The organism is Sinorhizobium psoraleae (assembly GCF_013283645.1).
Taxonomy (GTDB): Bacteria; Pseudomonadota; Alphaproteobacteria; order Rhizobiales; family Rhizobiaceae; genus Sinorhizobium; species Sinorhizobium psoraleae.
The window spans coordinates 99,688-118,116 of the sequence record NZ_JABEKV010000005.1; the positions used below are offsets into that span (position 1 = coordinate 99,688).

An 18,429-nucleotide genomic window follows, 5' to 3' on the forward strand; every position below is an offset into this window, starting at 1 on the left:
AAAGGAAAGGATTGCCGCCGGCGAGGAGGTCTCCGCCGCTTCGGTCTTGCGGGTCGCAGGCGCTACACACGGTGCTTGTCCCCCCGCTTGCGGCCTTGCGACACGTCGAGGAAGAGTTCGCAGAGCGGCACCTTGCGATCGATCAGGCCCTGTTCGTATGCATAGCCGACGACCGTTTCGAGCGTCCTGCGGTTCTGGCCGTCGAGGCCGTAGGCCCAGGGGTCGTCGCCGAGGATTTCCTGCTGTTCCTCCCAGGCCTCGCGGTACCAGGCGAGCGGCACGATGCGCGGATTCTCCATGCGCCGCATCGCGATGCGCTTTGCCTCGTTGAAGGCCTGAAAGAGATTGATCGGCACCCAGGGATGGCGCTCGACGATCTCGGGGCGGATGCCGAGAACATGCATGATGGGGAAAATGCCGGTTCGGCTGTAATAGGCGATCTCCTCCCGCTTGTAGTCGGGAAAAAGCCGGCCGACGCGGGGATCGCGCCTGACGATGGGTTCGATCAGGTCGGGATGGAGGAGCGCGTCGATCTCGCCGTCGAGAAGCATCTGCTCAACCGACTTGTCGTCGGGAAGGCGATGAAGCCGGAGCCCTTCCGGCGGCGTGAAATCGACATCCTCGTCCAGTTCGGCATACCAGTCGATCGACTTGTGCGGGACGCCGTACTCGCTTTCGAGAAGTCCGCGCAGCCAGAGCGTCGCGGTGACGAGATAGCTCTTCACGCCGACCTTGCGACCGATCAGATCCTTCGGGTCGCGGATTCCACTTTGGGTGTTGGTGAAGATGAAGCCGTGGCGAAAGCGGCGGTGCAGAAAGACCGGGATCGCCGCGAAGGGCAGCCCCTGTGCCTTCGCGGCGATGTAGGATGATAGCGAGACTTCGGCGACGTCGAACTGGCCGTTTCTCAGAAAGCGCCAGTGACGCGTCGTGGAGTCCATCTCGGTCAGGATCGTGAGTTCGATCCCGTCCGGTCGCACGCCTCCCTCCTTCAGTGCCCGGACGATCTCGTAATCGCCACAGGCCAGCGTCAGCTCAATCTTTTTCGTCACCCGTTCCTCCCACTTCACGCGAGCTGCCCTGCGGCATCACCTAATGCACCATGCGCCAAACATCGCTGGAATGTCCAGCAGAGTCTAAGAATTTCTCGTAATGTGAGATTCTGTAATTTTCAGTTTGACGGACGAAACAATCTGACAGTACAAGTTTGTCATCCCTATCCGCCGGTGCTCGTTGTGTCGAAGCTGTGATCGATGTCGGTTTGCCGGGGCTGGTTGTGTCGCTAACAGAACTGATGGAATCTTATCATGCGCGAAACGGACATCCTCATTGTCGGAGCCGGACCTGTTGGGGTGACACTTGCGATCGACCTCGGCCAAAGGGGCGTGCGTTGCACATTGATCGAGAAGAAGGCGGGGCCGGAGTTTCTGCCGAAGATGGAGCGCTGCAACGCGCGAACGATGGAGATATTCCGGCGCATGGGGCTTTCCGAGCGGATCAGGGCGGCCGGTCTCGACGCTTCGGTTCCGATGGACGTCTATGTTGTGCTGGCGATGAACGAACCACCGCTGTTGCGACTGCCTTACCCATCCGTCGCCGAGTCGCTTGCGGAGATCGCGCTGAGCACCGATGCCTCGCAACCGCTCGAAGCCTATCAGCTCATCTCGCAATATACCTTGGAACCGCTGCTGAAATCCGTCGCCGAAAGCCTGCCCAGCGTCACCGTGCGCTACGGTTGCGAGTTCCTGTCGCTGGAGCAGGACGAAGGCGGCGTCACGGCACGGACCGCGGATGCGAAGGGTGCGATCGAACACATCCGCGCCAAGTACCTGGTTGGCTGCGACGGCGGCGCGAGCCCCGTACGCAAGCAGCTCGGCATCAAACTGCGCGGCGAGGGGAACCTTCTGCATCTGCGCCAGGCGCTCTATTACAGCGAGACACTTTATGACCGCATCCCGATCGGGGGCGGCCCCGGGCGCGGGCGGCACTATCATGTCGCCGATGGGCAGGCGACGTTCCTCATCATGCAGGATTCGACCAAACATTGGACACTTCACGCGGTCGTCGAACGTGACGAGGACATGGCCCAGCAGTTCGAAAAGGCCGTCGGTGCGCCGGTCGACTATACAATGCTCTATGTCGGGCAATGGAAGCAGAATCTGCTTCTGGCGGATCACTACGGCACCGGACGGGTCTTCCTCGCGGGAGACGCGGCGCACCTCGTGATCCCGACCGGGGGCCTTGGCATGAACACCGGCGTCGGTGACGCCATCGATCTCGGTTGGAAACTTGCGGCGATGCTGCAGGGCTGGGGCGGGCCCAACCTCCTGCGCTCCTACGAGATCGAGCGGCGACAGGTGGGCGATCGGAATGTCGGCGCGTCGCGTTATGCTTCGCTCGGCCGACGCAAGTGGCGCTCTGAGTACCGGCCGGACATCCGCGACGCGACGCCGGCGGGCCAGGCGACACGCGACAATCTCGCGCGTGTGGCAGATGTCGAGCAGCGCAAGACCAACGAGATGATCGGCGCCGAGCTCGGTTATCGCTATGTCGGCTCGCCAGTCATCACCGATGAGCCCGGAGGACCGGAACACCTCTTCCGCGAGTACCATCCGACCACCTGGCCCGGTGCCCGGCTGCCGCATCTCTGGCTCGATAGCGGCGAGGCGGTGCAGGACCGCATCGGCCAAGGCTATACGCTGCTGAGGCTCGGTGGTACCGGCGCCGACGACGGCGCTCTCGGCAAAGCTTTTCGCGCTCGCGACGTGCCGTTCGCGACGGTCGATATCGCCGAACAGAGGGCGCGCGATATCTACGGCTACAATCTGATCCTCGTGCGTCCCGATATGCATGTGGTCTGGCGTGGGAACCAGGCGCCGGAAGATGCGGCCGCACTCGCGGCCATGGTAACAGGCCACTGAACGGCAAATGCCGCGAAGCCTCCGAGGCTTCGCGGCAGGTGTAAACAGCAGTCGATCGCTGTGCTCAATCGCGGTCGAAAGCTTCATGGCCGAGACCGAGGCTCGGGAAGACCAGCGACTTGATCACCACCGGCACGGCGCCGGACGTCTCGAGCATAGCGCCGATGTCGATGAAATCGAACTCGTCGAGTTTGATGCCGTCGATGGAGACGAGTTTCGAGACGCCGGCTTCCTGTTTGCAGTGCATCCCGACAAGGCCGCCAATATCGCCTTCACCGACGAGGATCAGCGGATGACCGCTGTGAAGGATCGGAGCTAGCCCTTCGACAATGCCGCGACAGAAACCGTCGAGCCGTCGGTAGCTTGCCGAGCCTTCCCATTCGTAGCAGACGGCCACCGCACTCTCGCCGTCTGTGAGATCGAGCCGTGCCAAGGCCTCCCGCACCGCTTCGGCAATGGCGTCCGCGTCGATCTCCTCGCCGAAGACGAGCGCCGGCTTGATGACCGGCACGTTGCGCACGGGCAGCATGTCGATCGGGTCGACGTAGATCGTGCTGCCGCTCACTTGCACCGTATATTGCGAGGCGCCGACGACGGTTGCCCGAATGCCTTGCTGCGGGCGCTCCAGCCGCGGAGGCCAATTGGCGAGACGTTGTCGAAGTTCGACGGCAAGAAGGGGACCAAGATCGCTGAAATCCTGTTCCGTGTCCGTATAGAGGAATTCGGAAACACCGCCCGAGATCATCACGATGTCGGGCGTTGGACCGGTCGGCAAAGGCGGCAACCGGTGAAGATCGGCGGTTTCCCGCCGTATCTCGCCGCCCTGCATGGCCTCGAACAGCAAATCGATCATCGAGGCGGCGATGCTTTGGGCATCCTCGGCCGTCAGTATCGCGCCGAGTTCGATCGCGACCCCTGCGCGACGCGCAAAGTAATAGCCTGCCTCTTCAATCCGCGTGATGCGGCGGTTGGCGTCGAAGGCGATCACGCGTGCGCCGATATCGATGGCGCTGATATTACGGATTGCGCCGTCCTCGCAAAGAGCGAGCTTGGAGGTGCCGCCGCCGATATCGACGTTCAGCACCCGTGCGCCTTTTCCGGAGCGTGCGACTGCGCCCGAGCCGAAGGCGGCGAGCGTCGTTTCCAGCCCGTCTCCGGCACTGACGACGACGAACTTTCCGGTCTGGGCGGAAAATATTTCACCGATCGCACGCGCATTGCGGCGGCGGACCGCGACGCCGGTCAGGATGAGCGCGCCAGTGTCGATCGCCTCCGGCTTGAGGCCGGCGGCCTCGTATTGGTCGGCTATAAACGCCCCGAGCGCCTCGGCATCGATCTCGTTGTCTTCGGCGTAAGGCGTCAGCAAGACCTCGGACTGGTGCAGCAGCGTGCGCTCGACCACCATGTAGCGCGTGTCGAGGCGTTCGAGCACGATGCGCGAGAAGGCGAGGTGAGATGTCGACGAACCGATGTCGATTCCGACGCTGGTCAGCCGGATCTCATCCTCGAGTTCCATGCTGCGGCCGACATTCGAAAAGAATATCCGGCCGCCCTGTTGTTCTTCCTCCAACATCGCTCCGCCAATCAGACGACCGTCGACATCTTTTTGGTCGTATCGGTCGGCTTCTCATACCACTCGGGCTTCATGCGGATCTCCACGCCGTTCCGCTTGAGATGCGCCTCGTATTCGTTGCGGATAAAGGGGTCTTCCATCCAGTAGGGGATGGCCGTGCCACCTTCGTTGACGTCGATCGCCGTGTAATCCGTATGATTTTCGCCAGGCGCGCCAGGATCGCGGCCGGGATTGTGCGGGCCGAACCAGGCCATCAGGCGGAATGGTTCCTTAGAGACGCTGAAGTGCTGGTGATACCAGCGGGCGCCGCCGGGCGCCGCCGTCACCATGCCGAACGGGCCGTAGTCGAGGCGGCGTACCTTGTCGGCGTGGCCGTCCTTCCAGGGGTTGACGCCGTATTGCTCGGGCCAGGTGTAGGTATAGCCTTCGCCCTTCAGGCAGATCAGGATCGCCGCCGAGGTGTGGGCGTGTGCCTTGGAATAGCGGCCGTTCTCGTGCTGGCCGATCCAGTAATAGAAGGTGTTGTTGGTCATGAAGGGCTCGACGCGGCGGTAGCCGGGCGAACGCCGATTGTCGAGCGGCAGTTCGCAGTTGACGGCGTCCGGCAGGAAGTTCGTGCGCCGCATGGCGAGACCGCGCACCGGATCGGGCTCGATCTCTTCGCGATATTTGTAGAAGTCGTCGGCGCCTGAGAAACGGTCGCGGAAGACGTAAGGGTTGTTGAAGACGGCGTCGGCGTTCTGGAGCTGGTTGAGCACGTTTGGCGCCGTGGTGCCGCCGAGCAGCAGCGCAGGACTGTTGGTCGCATTGACGATGCGGTGCCATGCATTCATCGGGATGGAGAACATAGAGCCCTCCTGCCACTCGAAGACATGCTTGCGGCCTTCGCCTTCGAGCCAGACCTCGGTGGAGCCGCGCCCCTCGACCACGATGTAGATTTCCTCATACATGTGCTTCTCGGCGTTGAGTGCGCCGGCGGCGGGGACCTCGACGAGGTGGCAGCCCCATTTGGTTTCGGTGCCGTAGAGCTGGATGTAGGTGCCGTTGCCGCCGGTCCGCTTCCACGGCTTCAGCGGCAGGTTCTTCACGCTCGAGACGCCGAGATCGCGAAAGACCGGAATGCCTTCCTCTTCCATGAACTGGTCATAAGGCGTCGGCTGTTTCTTGAACTCGCCGAAGCCAGCCTTCTTGGTGCCAGCGGGCTCATGCCAGTGGGTACCGGTGCCGCCGCCAAGTGGGTCCTGATGCATTCCTGTCTCCTCTCGGTTGTCGCAGTCGGGCAGGGCGAGCCGCGCTCGCGGTGGGGATGCATATCTGCTCCGGATTGCCCGTTTCAGCCAAACGCTAACAGACGGAGGGAATGACGGTAGTGCGTTTTCGGAAAGGCCTTCTTTCCGATCCGAAGTCTGCGCAGCGCTTGGCGAGCCAGGCGAACGCGCCGAGTGCCTCGCTTAGCTGCGGGCGATAGTCTTGGAGATGATGCCGGCACAAAACACGACGCGCTCGGCGACATCCTCGATCATTTTCGAATTGGTGCGGGAATCCCTGAGTGTCAGGCTCAGGCTACCGAGGATCTCCGAACGGCTGTCGAAGACGGGCGCTGCCACGCCGGTGACGCCGGGGGTTACATCGCCAGTCGTACTCACCCAGCCCCGCTGCCTGTGCTCCTTTAGCGCGCCCTTAACTTCCTTCAGGTTCGTGCCGAGGCCGGCGGCAGCAAACTGTTCCGGTACCAGGCCATAGAACTTGCGCAACTGATGGTCAGGCAGATAGGCAAGAATCCCGAGCGATGCGGCGCCGTGAAGAAGTGACCGCCTGCGTCCGCGTTCGTAGTTGCTGTGGATCGTGTCCGTGCCGCTTTCCTGATGGACGCAAAGCACGTCGAACCGGTATCGGCGGCAGAGGAGGGCGATGCCACGGAACTGGCTGGCAAGCTCCTCCATTACCGGGCGCGCCGCCCGGATGAGCACGTCGCCCGTTCGGATCTTGTAATCCAGTTCGACGATCCGCGGCCCGAGCATGTAGCCGACAGAAGGCAACGACGTGAGAAGGCCCGCGTCCGTCAGTGTCTTCAGGTAGCGATAGAGCGTCGAACGGGTATAGCCGAGCCGTTCATGCATCTCGTCGAAGGTGACGGCAACGGCGTCCTCGCCGCTGTCGAAAAGATCGAGAATTCCGAGCATCTTTTCGTGGCTGTTCAAGCGGCGGTCCCCCGCAGGTCAGCAGGAAAGAAGCTGAAAAGAAGGGAAAGTCGCGAAGGCAGACCGATCACGGATGGCGACATCGATACTCGTACTCGAAGCTCAAGAGCCGGCGGGGCGGCCCGGTTTGCGCGGCGGACCGGGGTTCACCGGTCCGCCAATGTGGGATTCGCGCACATCTTGTGCCAGCCACATGCTTCCTTCAAGCAGCAATTTCTACGGCCGGTCGCCCGACCTCATCCTCGTTTCTCAGCGGAGCTTGGTCACGCGTTCCACGCTTCGGGGAAGATGCCGTCCCGGATGGCGCCGCGGGCGTAATAATTCCAGAGCTTGCGGATGTGATGTCCGCGCCTGAAACCATGGGAGAAGGACTCGATTTCGCCTTCCGTCAGCGGCTTCAGCTTGCCGATAGCGGCGGCACGATAGGCGGCCTCGGCGTTCTCGACGAGGTGCAGCGAATCGATGAAGACGCCGCGCACCGTTTCGGCGGTAACGATCTGCCCATGTGCGCGAATTTGCATGGCGTGGTGCGGTCCGAGCGTCGCAACGATACCCCGACCCCTTTCGGCATCGTCCACATGGGCGGGATCCGGATGGACCGGAATACCGCTCTTCCAGCGGATCGCGTGGTTCTTGAAGGGCAGCAGCGGCACGTCCTCGACAAGCGTGAAGACGTTCGTCACGTCGTGATGGAAGTGTGCGATCGAATTGACGTCCACTCGTGCACGATAAATCTCACAATGAAGGAATACTTCGGACGGCGGCTTGATGTCGGTCGGGCCAGACACGACCTTGCCGTCGAGGTCGCAGACCAGGAGATCGTCAGGGGATACTTCGGCGCGACTCTTCTCCTGCGGCTGGATCAGAAAGGTGACGCCTCCCGGCAACCGGGCACTGACATGGCCGCTATACTCCAATATTTTCAAGCTGTTGAGCAGCCGCGTACTCATCGCGACATCGAGGCGCAAGGACGCTTCGGATGGCGCGTCCGCTGCCTCCGCGGCCGCCGCACTGTCGCTCTTCTTATGAACCTGCATGAGTTCCTCCGTGAGATAGAATAAATCTCACATTATACGACTTCTTTGTTTTCGCAAGCGCGTCGGAGCGTCGGTCACCGGCCGCGCACAAAGCGCGAGCGGCGTCAAACCTCGATCGTTACGTTCTCTCCCTCGATCACCACCTTGTAGGTTTTGACCGGAATCATGCAGGGCGGCGTGACCACTTCGCCAGTGCGGACGTCGAACGCGCCGTTGTGGAAGTCGCACTCGATCGTGTGGCCGTCGAGGTAGCCCTCGGAAAGCGATCCCGGGCCGTGCGTGCACAGGTCGTCGGTAACATAAAACACGCCGTTGACGTTGAAGACGGCGAGGGTGAGGTCGCCTTCCTCAACCCGTATCGCGCTGTCCCAATCGACGTCGCTCGTGGAACACAGCCTAATTCTGGTGCTTGCCTCGGCCATTCCTGGCTCCTCCTTCGTTGCGTTGCAGGCCCGCTTGACGGGACGGTCATCAGATTGTACGTTGCTTAAAGAGAAACGGCGTTCCGCATAAAGGAACACACAAAAGATACCTGATCGGTCGAGAACGTCAACCCGCAATTCGGAAAAGCCCCGAGGCGGTCGGAAAAGGGGAGTGGCGGCGCAAATCGACGCACCGCCCAAGCGGTCCGCAACATGGAGGAAGTGAAAATGCTCAGGAAGGAACAGAACGATCTTCTAACGCAGTCGGGCCCGGGCACGCCGATGGGCGACATGTTTCGCTGTTATTGGATCCCGGCGTTGCTCGCGGAGGAACTGCCCGACAACGATTGCGCGCCGGTCCGCGTGAAGCTCCTGAGCGAGCGCCTGCTCGCCTTTCGTGACAGCGAAGGCCGCTACGGGCTGATCGACGAATTCTGCGCCCATCGCGGCGTCTCGCTCTGGTTCGGGCGCAACGAGCAAGGCGGTCTGCGCTGCCCCTATCACGGCTGGAAATACGACCACACCGGCCAGTGCACCGAAGTGCCTTCCGAGCCGAAGGAAAGCGGCTACTGCGGCAAGATCAAGCTCAAGTCCTATCCGCTGATCAAGATCGGCGACATCCTGTGGACCTACATGGGGCCGGCTGAAAAGCAGCCGCCGCATCCCGAATGGGAGTTCGCGCTCGTTCCCTCGGAACAGACTTTCACATCGAAGCGCTGGCAGGAGTGCAACTGGCTGCAGGCGATGGAGGGCGGCATCGATTCCAGCCACGTATCCTGGCTGCATAGCGGCAATCTCAACAGCGACCCGCTCTTCAAGGGCGCGCGCGGCAACAAGTACAACATGTCGGATGCGAGGCCCTTCTTCGAGGTAACCGACAGCGCGGGTGGTCTGTTCATCGGTGCCCGACGGAATGCCGAAGAAGGCCATTACTATTGGCGCGTCACACCCTGGGTCATGCCGTCCTTCACGATGGTTCCGCCACGCGGCGACCATCCCGTTCATGGTCACTTCTGGATTCCGATCGACGACGAGAACTGCTGGGCCTGGAGCTTCGACTATCACCCCGTTCGCGCGCTGACGAAAGAGGAACGCCAGGCGATGATCGACGGCAAGGGCATCCATGTCGCCTATGTGCCTGGAACCTACCGGCCGCTCGCCAACAAGGACAATGATTACCTCATGGACCGCGAGGCTCAGCGCAAGGGCCTCACCTATTCGGGCGTCGAAGGCATCGCGATGCAGGACGCCTCGCTGCAGGAAAGCATGGGGCCGATCGTCGATCGCAGCAAGGAAAACCTGGTGTCGACCGACAACGGCATCATCATGGCACGACACCGCCTGCTGAAGGCCGCTCGCGCATTGCGTGACAAAGGCGTCGTTCCTCCGGGCGTCGATCCGGTTCATCACCGCGTCCGTTCAGCTGCGATCGTGCTGCCGGTCGATAAATCCTATGTCGATGTCGCCGACGAGGCGTTGACCGTGATCGAGGGCAAGGCGCAGACCAGCGTTTGAGGCGGGGGCCGGGACACGGGATCCCGGCCGCTCAGTCGTCGGGATCCGTGTATTCGCCAGCAGCTCGTTCTAATGAGGAGAAATGTCATGCAGCTCGGACTGAGCGAAAGTGCGCGCTTCGCCACCGCGGAGGAAGCACGTTTCCGTATCGCATACCCGAATTCGCGGCCACGCAAGTCCCGTGTCATCGCTTTGGATGAACCGAGTGTGGCGATGCTGCGCACGCTTGCCGACATGCCCTGGAGCGGCGCGCATTTCCTGCGTTACGTCAACGCAAAAGGGGCAACCGATTCCCTCCACATGCTGCCGGTCGACGCAGTCCTGGAGGACCTTGAAGGGAAGAGGGTCAGCCTCGCCGACGAGCTCGCCGATGCCGACATCATCGTCATGGTGACGACAGCCGGTACCGCGGCTGAGGCTGCAGAAGTGATCGGCAACGCCTGTTTTGTCCGCAACAAGCTGGCGACCGGACTTGTGCGCAACGCCGAGGGTATCTCCGCGGAGGATCTGGCACGCACGCTGACGACCATGCGTCCCTTCGCGGCGATGCTGGTGGTCTCCAACGGCGACGAATATGTCGGCGAAATGCTGAGTGCGCTTAGGGTTTGAGATCGGCAGGGTGGTGATGTGAGACCATGGCAACTGTGTTATGGACGAGCCGTAACTCTCGCGATGAAACGGACAATCACGCCATGAACGCACCCACCAAACCACCCGCGCGCGGAGGAAAAGGTCCCGCCGGCAAGCGCAACCGCCTCTCGTCAGTAACGACGGCGATCCGTCTCCTGAAGGCTTTCTCGGAGGACGAGGCCGAGATCGGCGTCAGTGCGCTGGCGCAAAGGCTGAAGGTCGCAAAGAGCACGGTCCATCGTTTGGCGGTGACGCTCGTAACCGAAGGGTTGCTCGAGCAGAACCCGCAAACGGAACGCTATCGGCTTGGCGTCGGCCTTTTCGCCCTCGGCACGCTTGTCCGCCGGCGCATGGATCTCTCCAACGAGGCGAGACCCTATCTGTTCGACCTGCGCAAGCTGACGGGCGAAACGATCATTCTGGGCATCCCCTCCGACGGCGAGGTGATGCACGTCTATGACCTGGAGAGCCCGCAGGCCCTGGCGATGAAGTCCGATCTCGGCGCGCGCAAGCCCGCCCATTGCAGTGCCGTCGGGCGTGCGATCTTCGCCTTCGCCCCGGAACCGGCGATTGAGCGGATGCTTGCCGGGCCACTGCAGCGGCGAACGGCGAAGACGATTACCGATCCGGTACGCCTGAGGGAGATGCTGGCCGAGGTTCGGGAGCGCGGTTACGCCATCGAGGACGAGGAAAGCGAACCCGGAATCCGCGGCATTGCCGCTCCGGTGCGCGATTCGACTGGCGCTGTCGTCGGCGCGGTCGGTATCGCAGGCCCATTGCAGCGGCTGTCTCTCGAGGCGCTTGAAGGCTTTTCGCCGGCGCTTCTCGAAGCGGTCGCGGCTATTTCATCCCGCCTCGGTTACACGGCGGCTTTTCGAGAGAGATACGACCTAGGGAGTTGAACATGCCGGCAATTGCACTCAAGGGAAGCGACGTCGAATGGAATTGTGCCGATGGCGACACGATCATGCGCTCGGCGCTGCGCGCGGGCCTCGGCTTTCCCTATGAATGCAATGTCGGTTCCTGCGGCAATTGCCGTTTCGATCTTCTCGAGGGTGAGATCGAGGAACTGCGCCCCGATGCGCCAGGTCTCAGCGACCGCGATCGGGAGCGCGGCCGGCGTCTCGGTTGCCAGGCCCGGCCGCTGACGGACTGCGTCGTAAAGCTCCGGCTGATGCCGCAATATGAAAGTCGCTTCCCGCCGGTTCGGCAGGAGGCGGAATTGACCGAAGTGCGCGACATCACGCACGACATCCGCGAGTTTCGTTTCCGGCTGGATAAGCCGGCCCGCTTTCTCCCCGGCCAATATGCCCTGCTGGATCTTCCGGGGGTCGAGGGTAGCCGTGCCTATTCCATGGCCAATACGGAGAACGAGGCGGGCGAGTGGCACTTCCAGATCCGCCGCGTTCCGAACGGCGCGGCGACGGGCAAGCTGTTCGACGGTCTCGCCATCGGCGAGCGCATCGGCGTCGATGGTCCCTACGGCATGGCCTATCTGCGGACCGAGTCGGACCGCGACATCGTCTGTCTTGCCGGCGGTTCCGGTCTTTCGCCGATGATATCGGTTACCCGCGCCGCGGCCGTGTCGCCGCTCCTTGCCGGGTGTCGGCTCGACTTCGTCTATGGCGGGCGAACGGCGCGTGATATCTGCGGCAGGGACATGCTGGCCGAACTTCCCGGCTTCGGCTCGAATATCCACTATCATCCGGTCGTCTCGGGCGCGGACGACGATGATTGGGACGGTCATCGCGGCTTCGTGCACGAGCTTGCGGCAAAGCTTTTCTCCGATCGCCTTCCCGAATGCGAGGTCTATTTTGCTGGTCCTCCGCTGATGGGGCAGGCGATCCAAAAGATGCTGATTGACCTCGGCGTGCCGCCCGCCCAGGTTCATTTCGACCAGTTCTATTGACCGGTGAAAGGCTCGCATCAGAATGCTTGGACATGCAATGAAGCTCCGCCAGCTTGCCTATTTCGTCAAAGTCGTCGAGGTGGGCAACATCACCCGGGCAGCCGAGCAGCTCAACCTCGCGCAGACCGCGCTTGGTATCCAGATTCGCAATCTCGAGGACGCTCTGCAGATCCAGTTGCTCGATCGCCACTCGCGCGGCGTCAGCGCAACGCCCGCGGGCATGCTGCTGTACGAGCGCGCCATCGAAATTCTGCAACGGCTCGAGGAAACGCGCCGGGACCTGATCGCACTTGGCGGTGAGCGGCTGCGCATCAGGTTCGGTGCGACGCCGAGCATTCTAAAGCTGATCGGGACTGAACTGCTCGTTGCCGCCAACGCGCAGCTGCCCGGCATCGCGCTCCATGTCGTGGAGGAACTGAGCTTCGTGCTTGCCGACGCGCTTGAGCGCGGCGAGCTCGATTATGTGCTTGCTTACGATATCGAGGAGAACGCGGGTATCCGGCGCGTCGCGCTGATGGAGGAGGATCTCCTCCATGTGTCGGCGCCGAACGGCGGGGAACAGGGTAGCGATATTTCCTTCCGGCAGGCGGTCGCCGGTGATCTCGCCCTGGTTTCGAACCGCGACATCATCTGGCGGCGGGTGCACGAGACGGCTTCGCGTCTCTCCGTCGACGTCAAGATCACCTACCAGGTCCAATCCAACGAGGCGATCAAGGCGCTCGTTCTGCATGGCGTGGCGCAAAGCATCATGCCTTACGGGATCGTCGCGGAGGAGATCAAGACGGGCCAGATCATCGGGCGGCGCGTGGACCGGCCCGCTGTCAAGCGGACGCTGTTTCTCGCTCACCCGGCGCATCGAGGGGTGGCTGACGAAAAGCCTTTCCTCGCGTTCATCGACAAGATGGTCGACCGCCTGGTGGCTGAGGTCGGGCCTTACGCGCACCCGATCGATCGGCTGGTTCCCGCCGAGCAAGCGTATTCTCTTTGAGCAAGCCAATAGGTTTTATCTTGGACATTTGACGGCGCGCATTCGATGATCGGCGCAAATTGGATGTGAAAAGGGCGGGAAACGGTGGAGGAGCCGTCCGGGATTTTCGCTTGTAAGTCGCGGGCTTGCGCTCGGCCAACCCAAGCTTTCCTGTCCCCGGTATTGCTAGGGAGACTATTCTGACTTCGTCGCTTCGTTTGTCGTTCGGTTGCTGGAACTACGACCGGACACGCCCCCTCATGGACAGAACGGTCGCGCCCGATGGGATCGATCTCGTCTATCTCAACATGCCCGTGGAAGAGACTTTCTTTCGCATGCTGCGGCATCGTGAATTCGACATCGCCGAGATGTCGCTTTCGTCCTACGTCATGTCCTGCTTTGCCGAGACACGTCCTTTCGTGGCGATCCCGGTCTTTCCGTCCCGTTATTTCAGACATTCGTCGATCTACGTGAATGCCGCGGCCGGCATTCGGGAGCCGAAGGACCTGATCGGCAAACGCGTCGGAACGCCCGAGTATCAGATGACCGCCCCGGTTTGGATACGCGGCATCCTTTCCGACGAGTACGGCGTCAAGGTCGATGACGTCACCTATTATGCCGGCGGTGAGGAGCAGCCGAACCGGCCGGAAAAGCTGCCGCTCGATCTGCCAAGTCACATCCGCGTCAACCGCATCGGCCCGACGCAGACGCTATCGGCCATGCTGCGCGACGGCGAGATCGACGCGCTCTACACAGCGCGAAAGCCTTCTTCCTACGAGGGACCGGCCGGCCGTGTCCGGCGTCTGTTCGAGAACTTCGTCGAGATCGAGCGGAGCTATTTCAAGCGGACCAGCATCTTTCCGATCATGCACACGATCGTCATTCGGCGGGAAGTCTATGAGGCGAATCGCTGGATCGCACAATCGCTCTACAAGGCCTTTGCCGAAGCGCAGGCGCGCGTCTACCGCGAACTCGAAGAGACGGCGGCATTGAAGGTCATGTTGCCCTGGTTGAACGCGCACGTCGAGGAAGCGCGTCGACTGATGGGCGACGATTACTGGAGCTACGGTTTCAAGCAGAATCGGGAGACACTCGAGACATTCCTCCGCTACTCCTACGAGCAGGGACTGTCGAAGAGAAAGCTTTGCGCGGAGGAAATCTTCGCGCCGGAGACGATGGAGAGCTTCGTCATCTAAGGCCGAATCGACGCTTGTCTGGCAGAGCGGATCCTATTGGATTAATTCAACCCGAATAAGCCGTTAGCGGAGTTTATGAGAGGCACCCCCTGCCATGCGATCGCTGCATGGCAGGGCTGTTTGCGTTGGTCTTTTTATTGTTGCGTTGCGGTATTAGATGCAACCGGTATGCAACGGAGAGATGATTGAAATGACAACGCTCGCAGCACGCCGTCCGGCTAGCGCAGAATGGGTTCGCAGCATGTTCGGCGGGTTCATGGAGGGCATGAGCCTGGTCAGTGCCGCGCACGAGTGCGCAATGGCGACCAGGGAGCGACGCCGCCCGTCAGCCGCTGCCCTGCAGACACTCGGCATCGACGAGGTCGCCTTCGGTCGCACCCTCAGGCGCCGCTAACGCGATCAGCAGCGAAGAGCGCGGGGCCGCACGGTTGGAAGTGACTTCCTGCGACGGCCGCATTGTTTCTAAGACAGCGTGAACGGGCCGCTCGTTGGAGCCGCCCGTTTTTTGTTTCTTGCGTGGATAGCTTCCCTGCCTCGCAGGAACCGTGCTTACAGAACGCCGGTCATGATGCCCAGGCCGGCGAGTGCCATGGCACCTCCGCCGAGTTGCGTTGCGACATGGGACTTGGCGCCAAAGCGTCCAAGGGCAAGGCCCAGTCCGATGCCGACGAGATGCAGCAATGCCGTTGCAGCCATGAAGCCGAACGCATACTGAACGCCCGATGCATCCATCGGCATCTCGGCGCCGTGGGCGTAGCCGTGGAAGACAGCGAAGAGGCTGACGACACCCATTGCCGCGGCAGTCGACGGGCTCCAGCGAAGCGCGACTGCCAGGCCGAGCACGATCACCGATGCCGCGATGCCGGTCTCGACAAACGGCACGGCAATGCCCTCGGTCCCCAGAGTACCGCCCGCGGCCATCATCAGCACGAAGCTCGCCGGAACGAGCCAGAGGGCGCGTCCACCGAGAATGGAGGCGAATGTGCCGACGGCGACCATGGCGAGGAGATGGTCCAGGCCGCCGACCGGGTGCATGAAGCCGTGCGCCAGGCCGCCTGCCTGGCCGACGCCGGTATGGGCATGGGCGATGGCCGGGAGGGTTGCAGCGGCCAATGCCAGCAGACCACTTTTGATTGCTGCTCTCATCTTTCAGTTCCCTTGATGTTGCGAACGATTCTGCAGATGCCAACCGCTCGGTACCTGTGCGGATCTCATTGGGGGCGAACCTGCTACGTTGAAAATCAACCATCTCAGCACGAAAGTAAATTTTAATCTCTTTACGTGCGCATTAAGTTTTTTTATGCTTCACGAATGAAAAATATCACGTTTCGGCAGTTGAAGTCGATACGCGCGATCGAGGCACACGGTAAGGTCGTCGGCGCCGCGAAAGCACTCGGCTTAACCGCGCCGGCGGTTACCTTGCAGTTGAAACAGATCGAGGCGGAAGCCGGCGTCCAGCTCTTCGAGCGCATGGCCCACGGGATGTTTCCGACGGAAGCCGGACACGCGGTCCTTGCTGCTGCGCGCGATATCGAGGAGCGCCTTTCGCTGCTGGAAGCGGAGCTCGACGCGTTCAAGGGCGTGAAGCGCGGGCATATCGCAGTTGGAGCGGTTTCCACGGTCAAGTACTTCGCAAAACCGATGGTCGCGGCCTTTTCGAGGGCATATCCCGACATCGACCTCGAGCTTTTTGTCGACCGCCGCGCCGAAACGGTGGAGCGTTTGAAGAACAGAACGATCGACATCGCGCTGCTTGGGCGCCCGCCGCGGGAATTCTCGGTGCGCGCGGCGATATTCGGAGAGCATTCGCTGGTCGTCGTCAGCGCGCCCAATCATCCGCTTGCCGGGCGGCAGGGCATTTCCAAGGCGGAAATCGCGCGCGAGCATTTTTTCCTTCGCAGCCCCGACTCCGGGACGCGCATCTTCTTCGATCGTTTCATGAGCGAGATTCCAGGAAGGGTCGATGGCCCCAATACGGAAATGGAATCGATCGAGGACATCAAGCGCGCGGTGATGGCTGATACCAGCGTCGCCTTTCTCGCCGCCCACAGCGTCGCCGCGGAGGTCCAGGCCGGCGAACTGACGATCCTTGATGTCGTCGGCCTGCCGATCCGCCGGCAATGGTTTGCCGTCAGCCGGACAGATCGCGCGATGACCCCGGTCATTGCCGCCTTCGAGGACTTCCTCGCGACCCAGGGGAAGGAATTTCTGCCTGATCTCGTGGCCGCGGAGGATGCGGCCCCCTGATCTTCGGGAGCCGCTTTGTGCTTATCAGCCGTTACGCGACGCTTCTGCCTGGCGGAGGAATTCGATCACGCGCGCGTTGGTGGCGGCGGAAGTTTGCTCCAAGACAGGGACGTCCCAATACTGCGATCCGGGGATGCATTCCTGGAGGTATCGCGCGGCCGATGTCGCGTGAGAGGCGTCGGCCCCAGGAATGATCAGCGTCGGGATGTTCAGGCGCAACAGGTCCTCCGGTTCGGCGCCGGGCGAGGTATCCCTGTCGAGCAACGTTCTTGGCATACCCGCGAGGATCGCCTTGTAATGATCGACATTCTGCCGGACATAGCGCTCCGCGAACTCCGGATCGTGCCTGAGAACCGAAACCCATGGGCCACCGCGAGGATCGGCACCGAAAGCCTTGTTGCTCTCCTTCGCCAATGCGACGACCGCCTCCAGGTTATTCTGATGGACGAAGGCCAGGTGCTCGGCGAAGCGCTGGTGGCCCGCGATGCGGTAACGTGCGCCGCCGACCGGCCAGAAGAGCACCATACCGAGCACGGATTCGGGAAGCTCGGCCGCAAAGGCGGCGACGACGCAACAGCCCATGCAGCCGCCCATCAGATAGGCCTTGTCGATGCCGAGATGGTCGAGAAGGCCCTTGCCCTGCCTGACGTAATCCGACCAGGTGACCCGCTCGACGCGGCCGCCGGACTGGCCAGTCTCGCGCCGGTCGAAGGTGATGCAGGTAAAGTGCTCAGGCAATTGTTCGAGGAACTGGATCTCGGCATAGATGCCCTGCGTTCGCCATTTCTCGATGGTCGCATCAAAGCCGCCGGGCGAGTACATGAGCAGCGGTGGTCCCGAACCAAGGACCTCGTAGCGCGTCGCGATGCCGTCGATCGTTGTCAGTGCCATATTCAATCCTCCTCGAAACGGCGCATCATTCTTTACAAAGCCGATAAGCGCGCCACCGGACAGTGCCTTTGAAGGCACCGTGACGCGTCGGAGCAACCGGCTCCGGAACGTGTCGCTCCCGGCAGGGCGCACCAGATCACTGATTTGGGTCGGATCGACCTAAATCAGTGATCGATTCTGACAGGTCAGAGCGGGATGCGGCGGGAAAACCGCTCACACTATCCCCCGCTCTAGACCCCGCCGCAGCCGAGCTTCTTCAGACTTTCGTCCACCCAGAGCTTCGGGTCGAGCTTGCCGGCGAACGTGTTGGTTAGCGTTTTCGCCTCAGCCTCGTTTTTGGCTTTCGCCTTGGCGTAGACGTCCTCGACCTGGTCGAACGGTACGCAGACGAGGCCGTCTTCGTCGCCGAGCATGAGATCGCCCGGCTCGATGATCATTCCGCTAAGGGAAATTGGAACGTTGATCTCGCCTGGTCCGTCCTTGTAAGGGCCGCGATGGGTGATGCCGGCGGCAAAGACCGGGAATGTATTGGTCTTGATCCAGCCGTAATCCCTGACGGCACCATTGATCACGACACCGGTGACGCCGATCGCCCTTGCATGGGAGAGCATGAGTTCGCCGACGAGGGCGTTGGTGAGATCCCCGCCGGCGTCGACCACGATGACGTCACCCGGGCCGGCCATCAGCAGCGCCTTGTGGATCATCAGATTGTCGCCGGGCCGTGTCTTCACCGTGAAGGCCGCGCCGGCGAGCACGCCGGAGGCATGAAGCGGCCTGAGGGCCGCCCCGCCCGCCGTCATGCGGGACATGACGTCGCTGACGTTCGCCACCGGCAGCTCACGAAATTTTTCGATCATCGCCGTGCCGACGCGCTGCTGCCGCTCGAGGACCCTGAATCCAAGTGTCATCTGCTTGTTCCT

At 61.9% G+C, this 18,429-nt stretch carries 18 protein-coding genes; 9 read left to right on the forward strand and 9 right to left on the reverse strand.

The features are described 5' to 3' along the window. Positions 1 to 62: 62 nt before the first annotated feature. Positions 63 to 1,052: an ABC transporter substrate-binding protein gene (locus ILFOPFJJ_RS25965; RefSeq protein ID WP_173513441.1), complete on the reverse strand. Its 990-nt coding sequence runs from the start codon at positions 1,050 to 1,052 to the stop codon at positions 63 to 65. Positions 1,053 to 1,307: 255 nt separating this feature from the next. Between ILFOPFJJ_RS25965 and ILFOPFJJ_RS25970 the strand changes: the two genes are divergently transcribed. Then, positions 1,308 to 2,921, forward strand: coding sequence for an FAD-dependent monooxygenase (locus ILFOPFJJ_RS25970; protein WP_173513442.1), 1,614 nt, complete (start codon positions 1,308 to 1,310; stop codon positions 2,919 to 2,921). Positions 2,922 to 2,985: 64 nt separating this feature from the next. On the opposite strand, the gene ILFOPFJJ_RS25975 is transcribed toward ILFOPFJJ_RS25970, so the two are convergent. The 5 genes from ILFOPFJJ_RS25975 to ILFOPFJJ_RS25995 form a co-directional block, all read right to left on the reverse strand. Continuing rightward, positions 2,986 to 4,494, reverse strand: coding sequence for an ethanolamine ammonia-lyase reactivating factor EutA (locus ILFOPFJJ_RS25975; protein ID WP_173513443.1), 1,509 nt, complete (start codon positions 4,492 to 4,494; stop codon positions 2,986 to 2,988). An 11-nt stretch (positions 4,495 to 4,505) separates the two neighbouring features. Beyond that, the gene (locus tag ILFOPFJJ_RS25980; protein ID WP_173513444.1) at positions 4,506 to 5,744 is read right to left on the reverse strand and encodes a cupin domain-containing protein; all 1,239 of its coding nucleotides are present in this window, start codon (positions 5,742 to 5,744) and stop codon (positions 4,506 to 4,508) included. Between the two features lie 201 nt (positions 5,745 to 5,945). Continuing rightward, positions 5,946 to 6,695, reverse strand: a complete 750-nt coding sequence (locus tag ILFOPFJJ_RS25985) for an IclR family transcriptional regulator (RefSeq protein ID WP_173513445.1) — start codon at positions 6,693 to 6,695, stop codon at positions 5,946 to 5,948. A 263-nt stretch (positions 6,696 to 6,958) separates the two neighbouring features. Beyond that, the gene (locus tag ILFOPFJJ_RS25990) at positions 6,959 to 7,732 is read right to left on the reverse strand and encodes a class II aldolase/adducin family protein (RefSeq protein WP_173513446.1); all 774 of its coding nucleotides are present in this window, start codon (positions 7,730 to 7,732) and stop codon (positions 6,959 to 6,961) included. A 104-nt stretch (positions 7,733 to 7,836) separates the two neighbouring features. Then, a complete protein-coding gene (locus ILFOPFJJ_RS25995; RefSeq protein ID WP_173513447.1) occupies positions 7,837 to 8,154 on the reverse strand; it encodes a non-heme iron oxygenase ferredoxin subunit in 318 nt (105 codons plus the stop codon). Between the two features lie 228 nt (positions 8,155 to 8,382). On the opposite strand from ILFOPFJJ_RS25995, the gene ILFOPFJJ_RS26000 reads away from it, so the two are divergent. From ILFOPFJJ_RS26000 to ILFOPFJJ_RS26030, 7 genes are all read left to right on the forward strand, one after another. Next, entirely contained in the window at positions 8,383 to 9,669 is a 1,287-nt protein-coding gene (locus ILFOPFJJ_RS26000) for an aromatic ring-hydroxylating dioxygenase subunit alpha (protein WP_173513448.1), read from the forward strand. A gap of 87 nt (positions 9,670 to 9,756) precedes the next feature. Then, positions 9,757 to 10,278 carry a 3-methyl-2-oxobutanoate hydroxymethyltransferase gene (locus tag ILFOPFJJ_RS26005; RefSeq protein WP_173513449.1) on the forward strand — a complete coding sequence of 174 codons (522 nt, stop codon included), beginning with the start codon at positions 9,757 to 9,759 and terminating at the stop codon, positions 10,276 to 10,278. An 83-nt stretch (positions 10,279 to 10,361) separates the two neighbouring features. Further along, positions 10,362 to 11,201 (forward strand): IclR family transcriptional regulator, encoded by an 840-nt coding sequence (locus ILFOPFJJ_RS26010; RefSeq protein WP_173513450.1) that lies wholly within the window; start codon positions 10,362 to 10,364, stop codon positions 11,199 to 11,201. 2 nt (positions 11,202 to 11,203) lie between these two features. Further along, positions 11,204 to 12,208 (forward strand): FAD-binding oxidoreductase, encoded by a 1,005-nt coding sequence (locus tag ILFOPFJJ_RS26015; protein WP_173513451.1) that lies wholly within the window; start codon positions 11,204 to 11,206, stop codon positions 12,206 to 12,208. A 37-nt stretch (positions 12,209 to 12,245) separates the two neighbouring features. Further along, positions 12,246 to 13,196 (forward strand): LysR family transcriptional regulator, encoded by a 951-nt coding sequence (locus ILFOPFJJ_RS26020; RefSeq protein ID WP_173513452.1) that lies wholly within the window; start codon positions 12,246 to 12,248, stop codon positions 13,194 to 13,196. A 239-nt stretch (positions 13,197 to 13,435) separates the two neighbouring features. After that, positions 13,436 to 14,371, forward strand: a complete 936-nt coding sequence (locus tag ILFOPFJJ_RS26025) for an ABC transporter substrate-binding protein (protein WP_173513453.1) — start codon at positions 13,436 to 13,438, stop codon at positions 14,369 to 14,371. A 190-nt stretch (positions 14,372 to 14,561) separates the two neighbouring features. Next, positions 14,562 to 14,765, forward strand: coding sequence for a hypothetical protein (locus ILFOPFJJ_RS26030; protein WP_173513454.1), 204 nt, complete (start codon positions 14,562 to 14,564; stop codon positions 14,763 to 14,765). A gap of 155 nt (positions 14,766 to 14,920) precedes the next feature. Here ILFOPFJJ_RS26030 and ILFOPFJJ_RS26035 read toward each other — a convergent pair whose 3' ends face one another. Beyond that, positions 14,921 to 15,517, reverse strand: a complete 597-nt coding sequence (locus tag ILFOPFJJ_RS26035; RefSeq protein WP_173513455.1) for a HupE/UreJ family protein — start codon at positions 15,515 to 15,517, stop codon at positions 14,921 to 14,923. A 165-nt stretch (positions 15,518 to 15,682) separates the two neighbouring features. On the opposite strand from ILFOPFJJ_RS26035, the gene ILFOPFJJ_RS26040 reads away from it, so the two are divergent. Then, complete coding sequence (locus tag ILFOPFJJ_RS26040) at positions 15,683 to 16,618, forward strand: LysR family transcriptional regulator (protein ID WP_173513456.1); 936 nt, start codon at positions 15,683 to 15,685, stop codon at positions 16,616 to 16,618. Positions 16,619 to 16,642: 24 nt separating this feature from the next. On the opposite strand, the gene ILFOPFJJ_RS26045 is transcribed toward ILFOPFJJ_RS26040, so the two are convergent. After that, positions 16,643 to 17,509: an alpha/beta fold hydrolase gene (locus ILFOPFJJ_RS26045; RefSeq protein ID WP_173513457.1), complete on the reverse strand. Its 867-nt coding sequence runs from the start codon at positions 17,507 to 17,509 to the stop codon at positions 16,643 to 16,645. Between the two features lie 230 nt (positions 17,510 to 17,739). Next, a complete protein-coding gene (locus ILFOPFJJ_RS26050) occupies positions 17,740 to 18,417 on the reverse strand; it encodes an RraA family protein (protein WP_173513458.1) in 678 nt (225 codons plus the stop codon). Positions 18,418 to 18,429 lie beyond the last annotated feature (12 nt).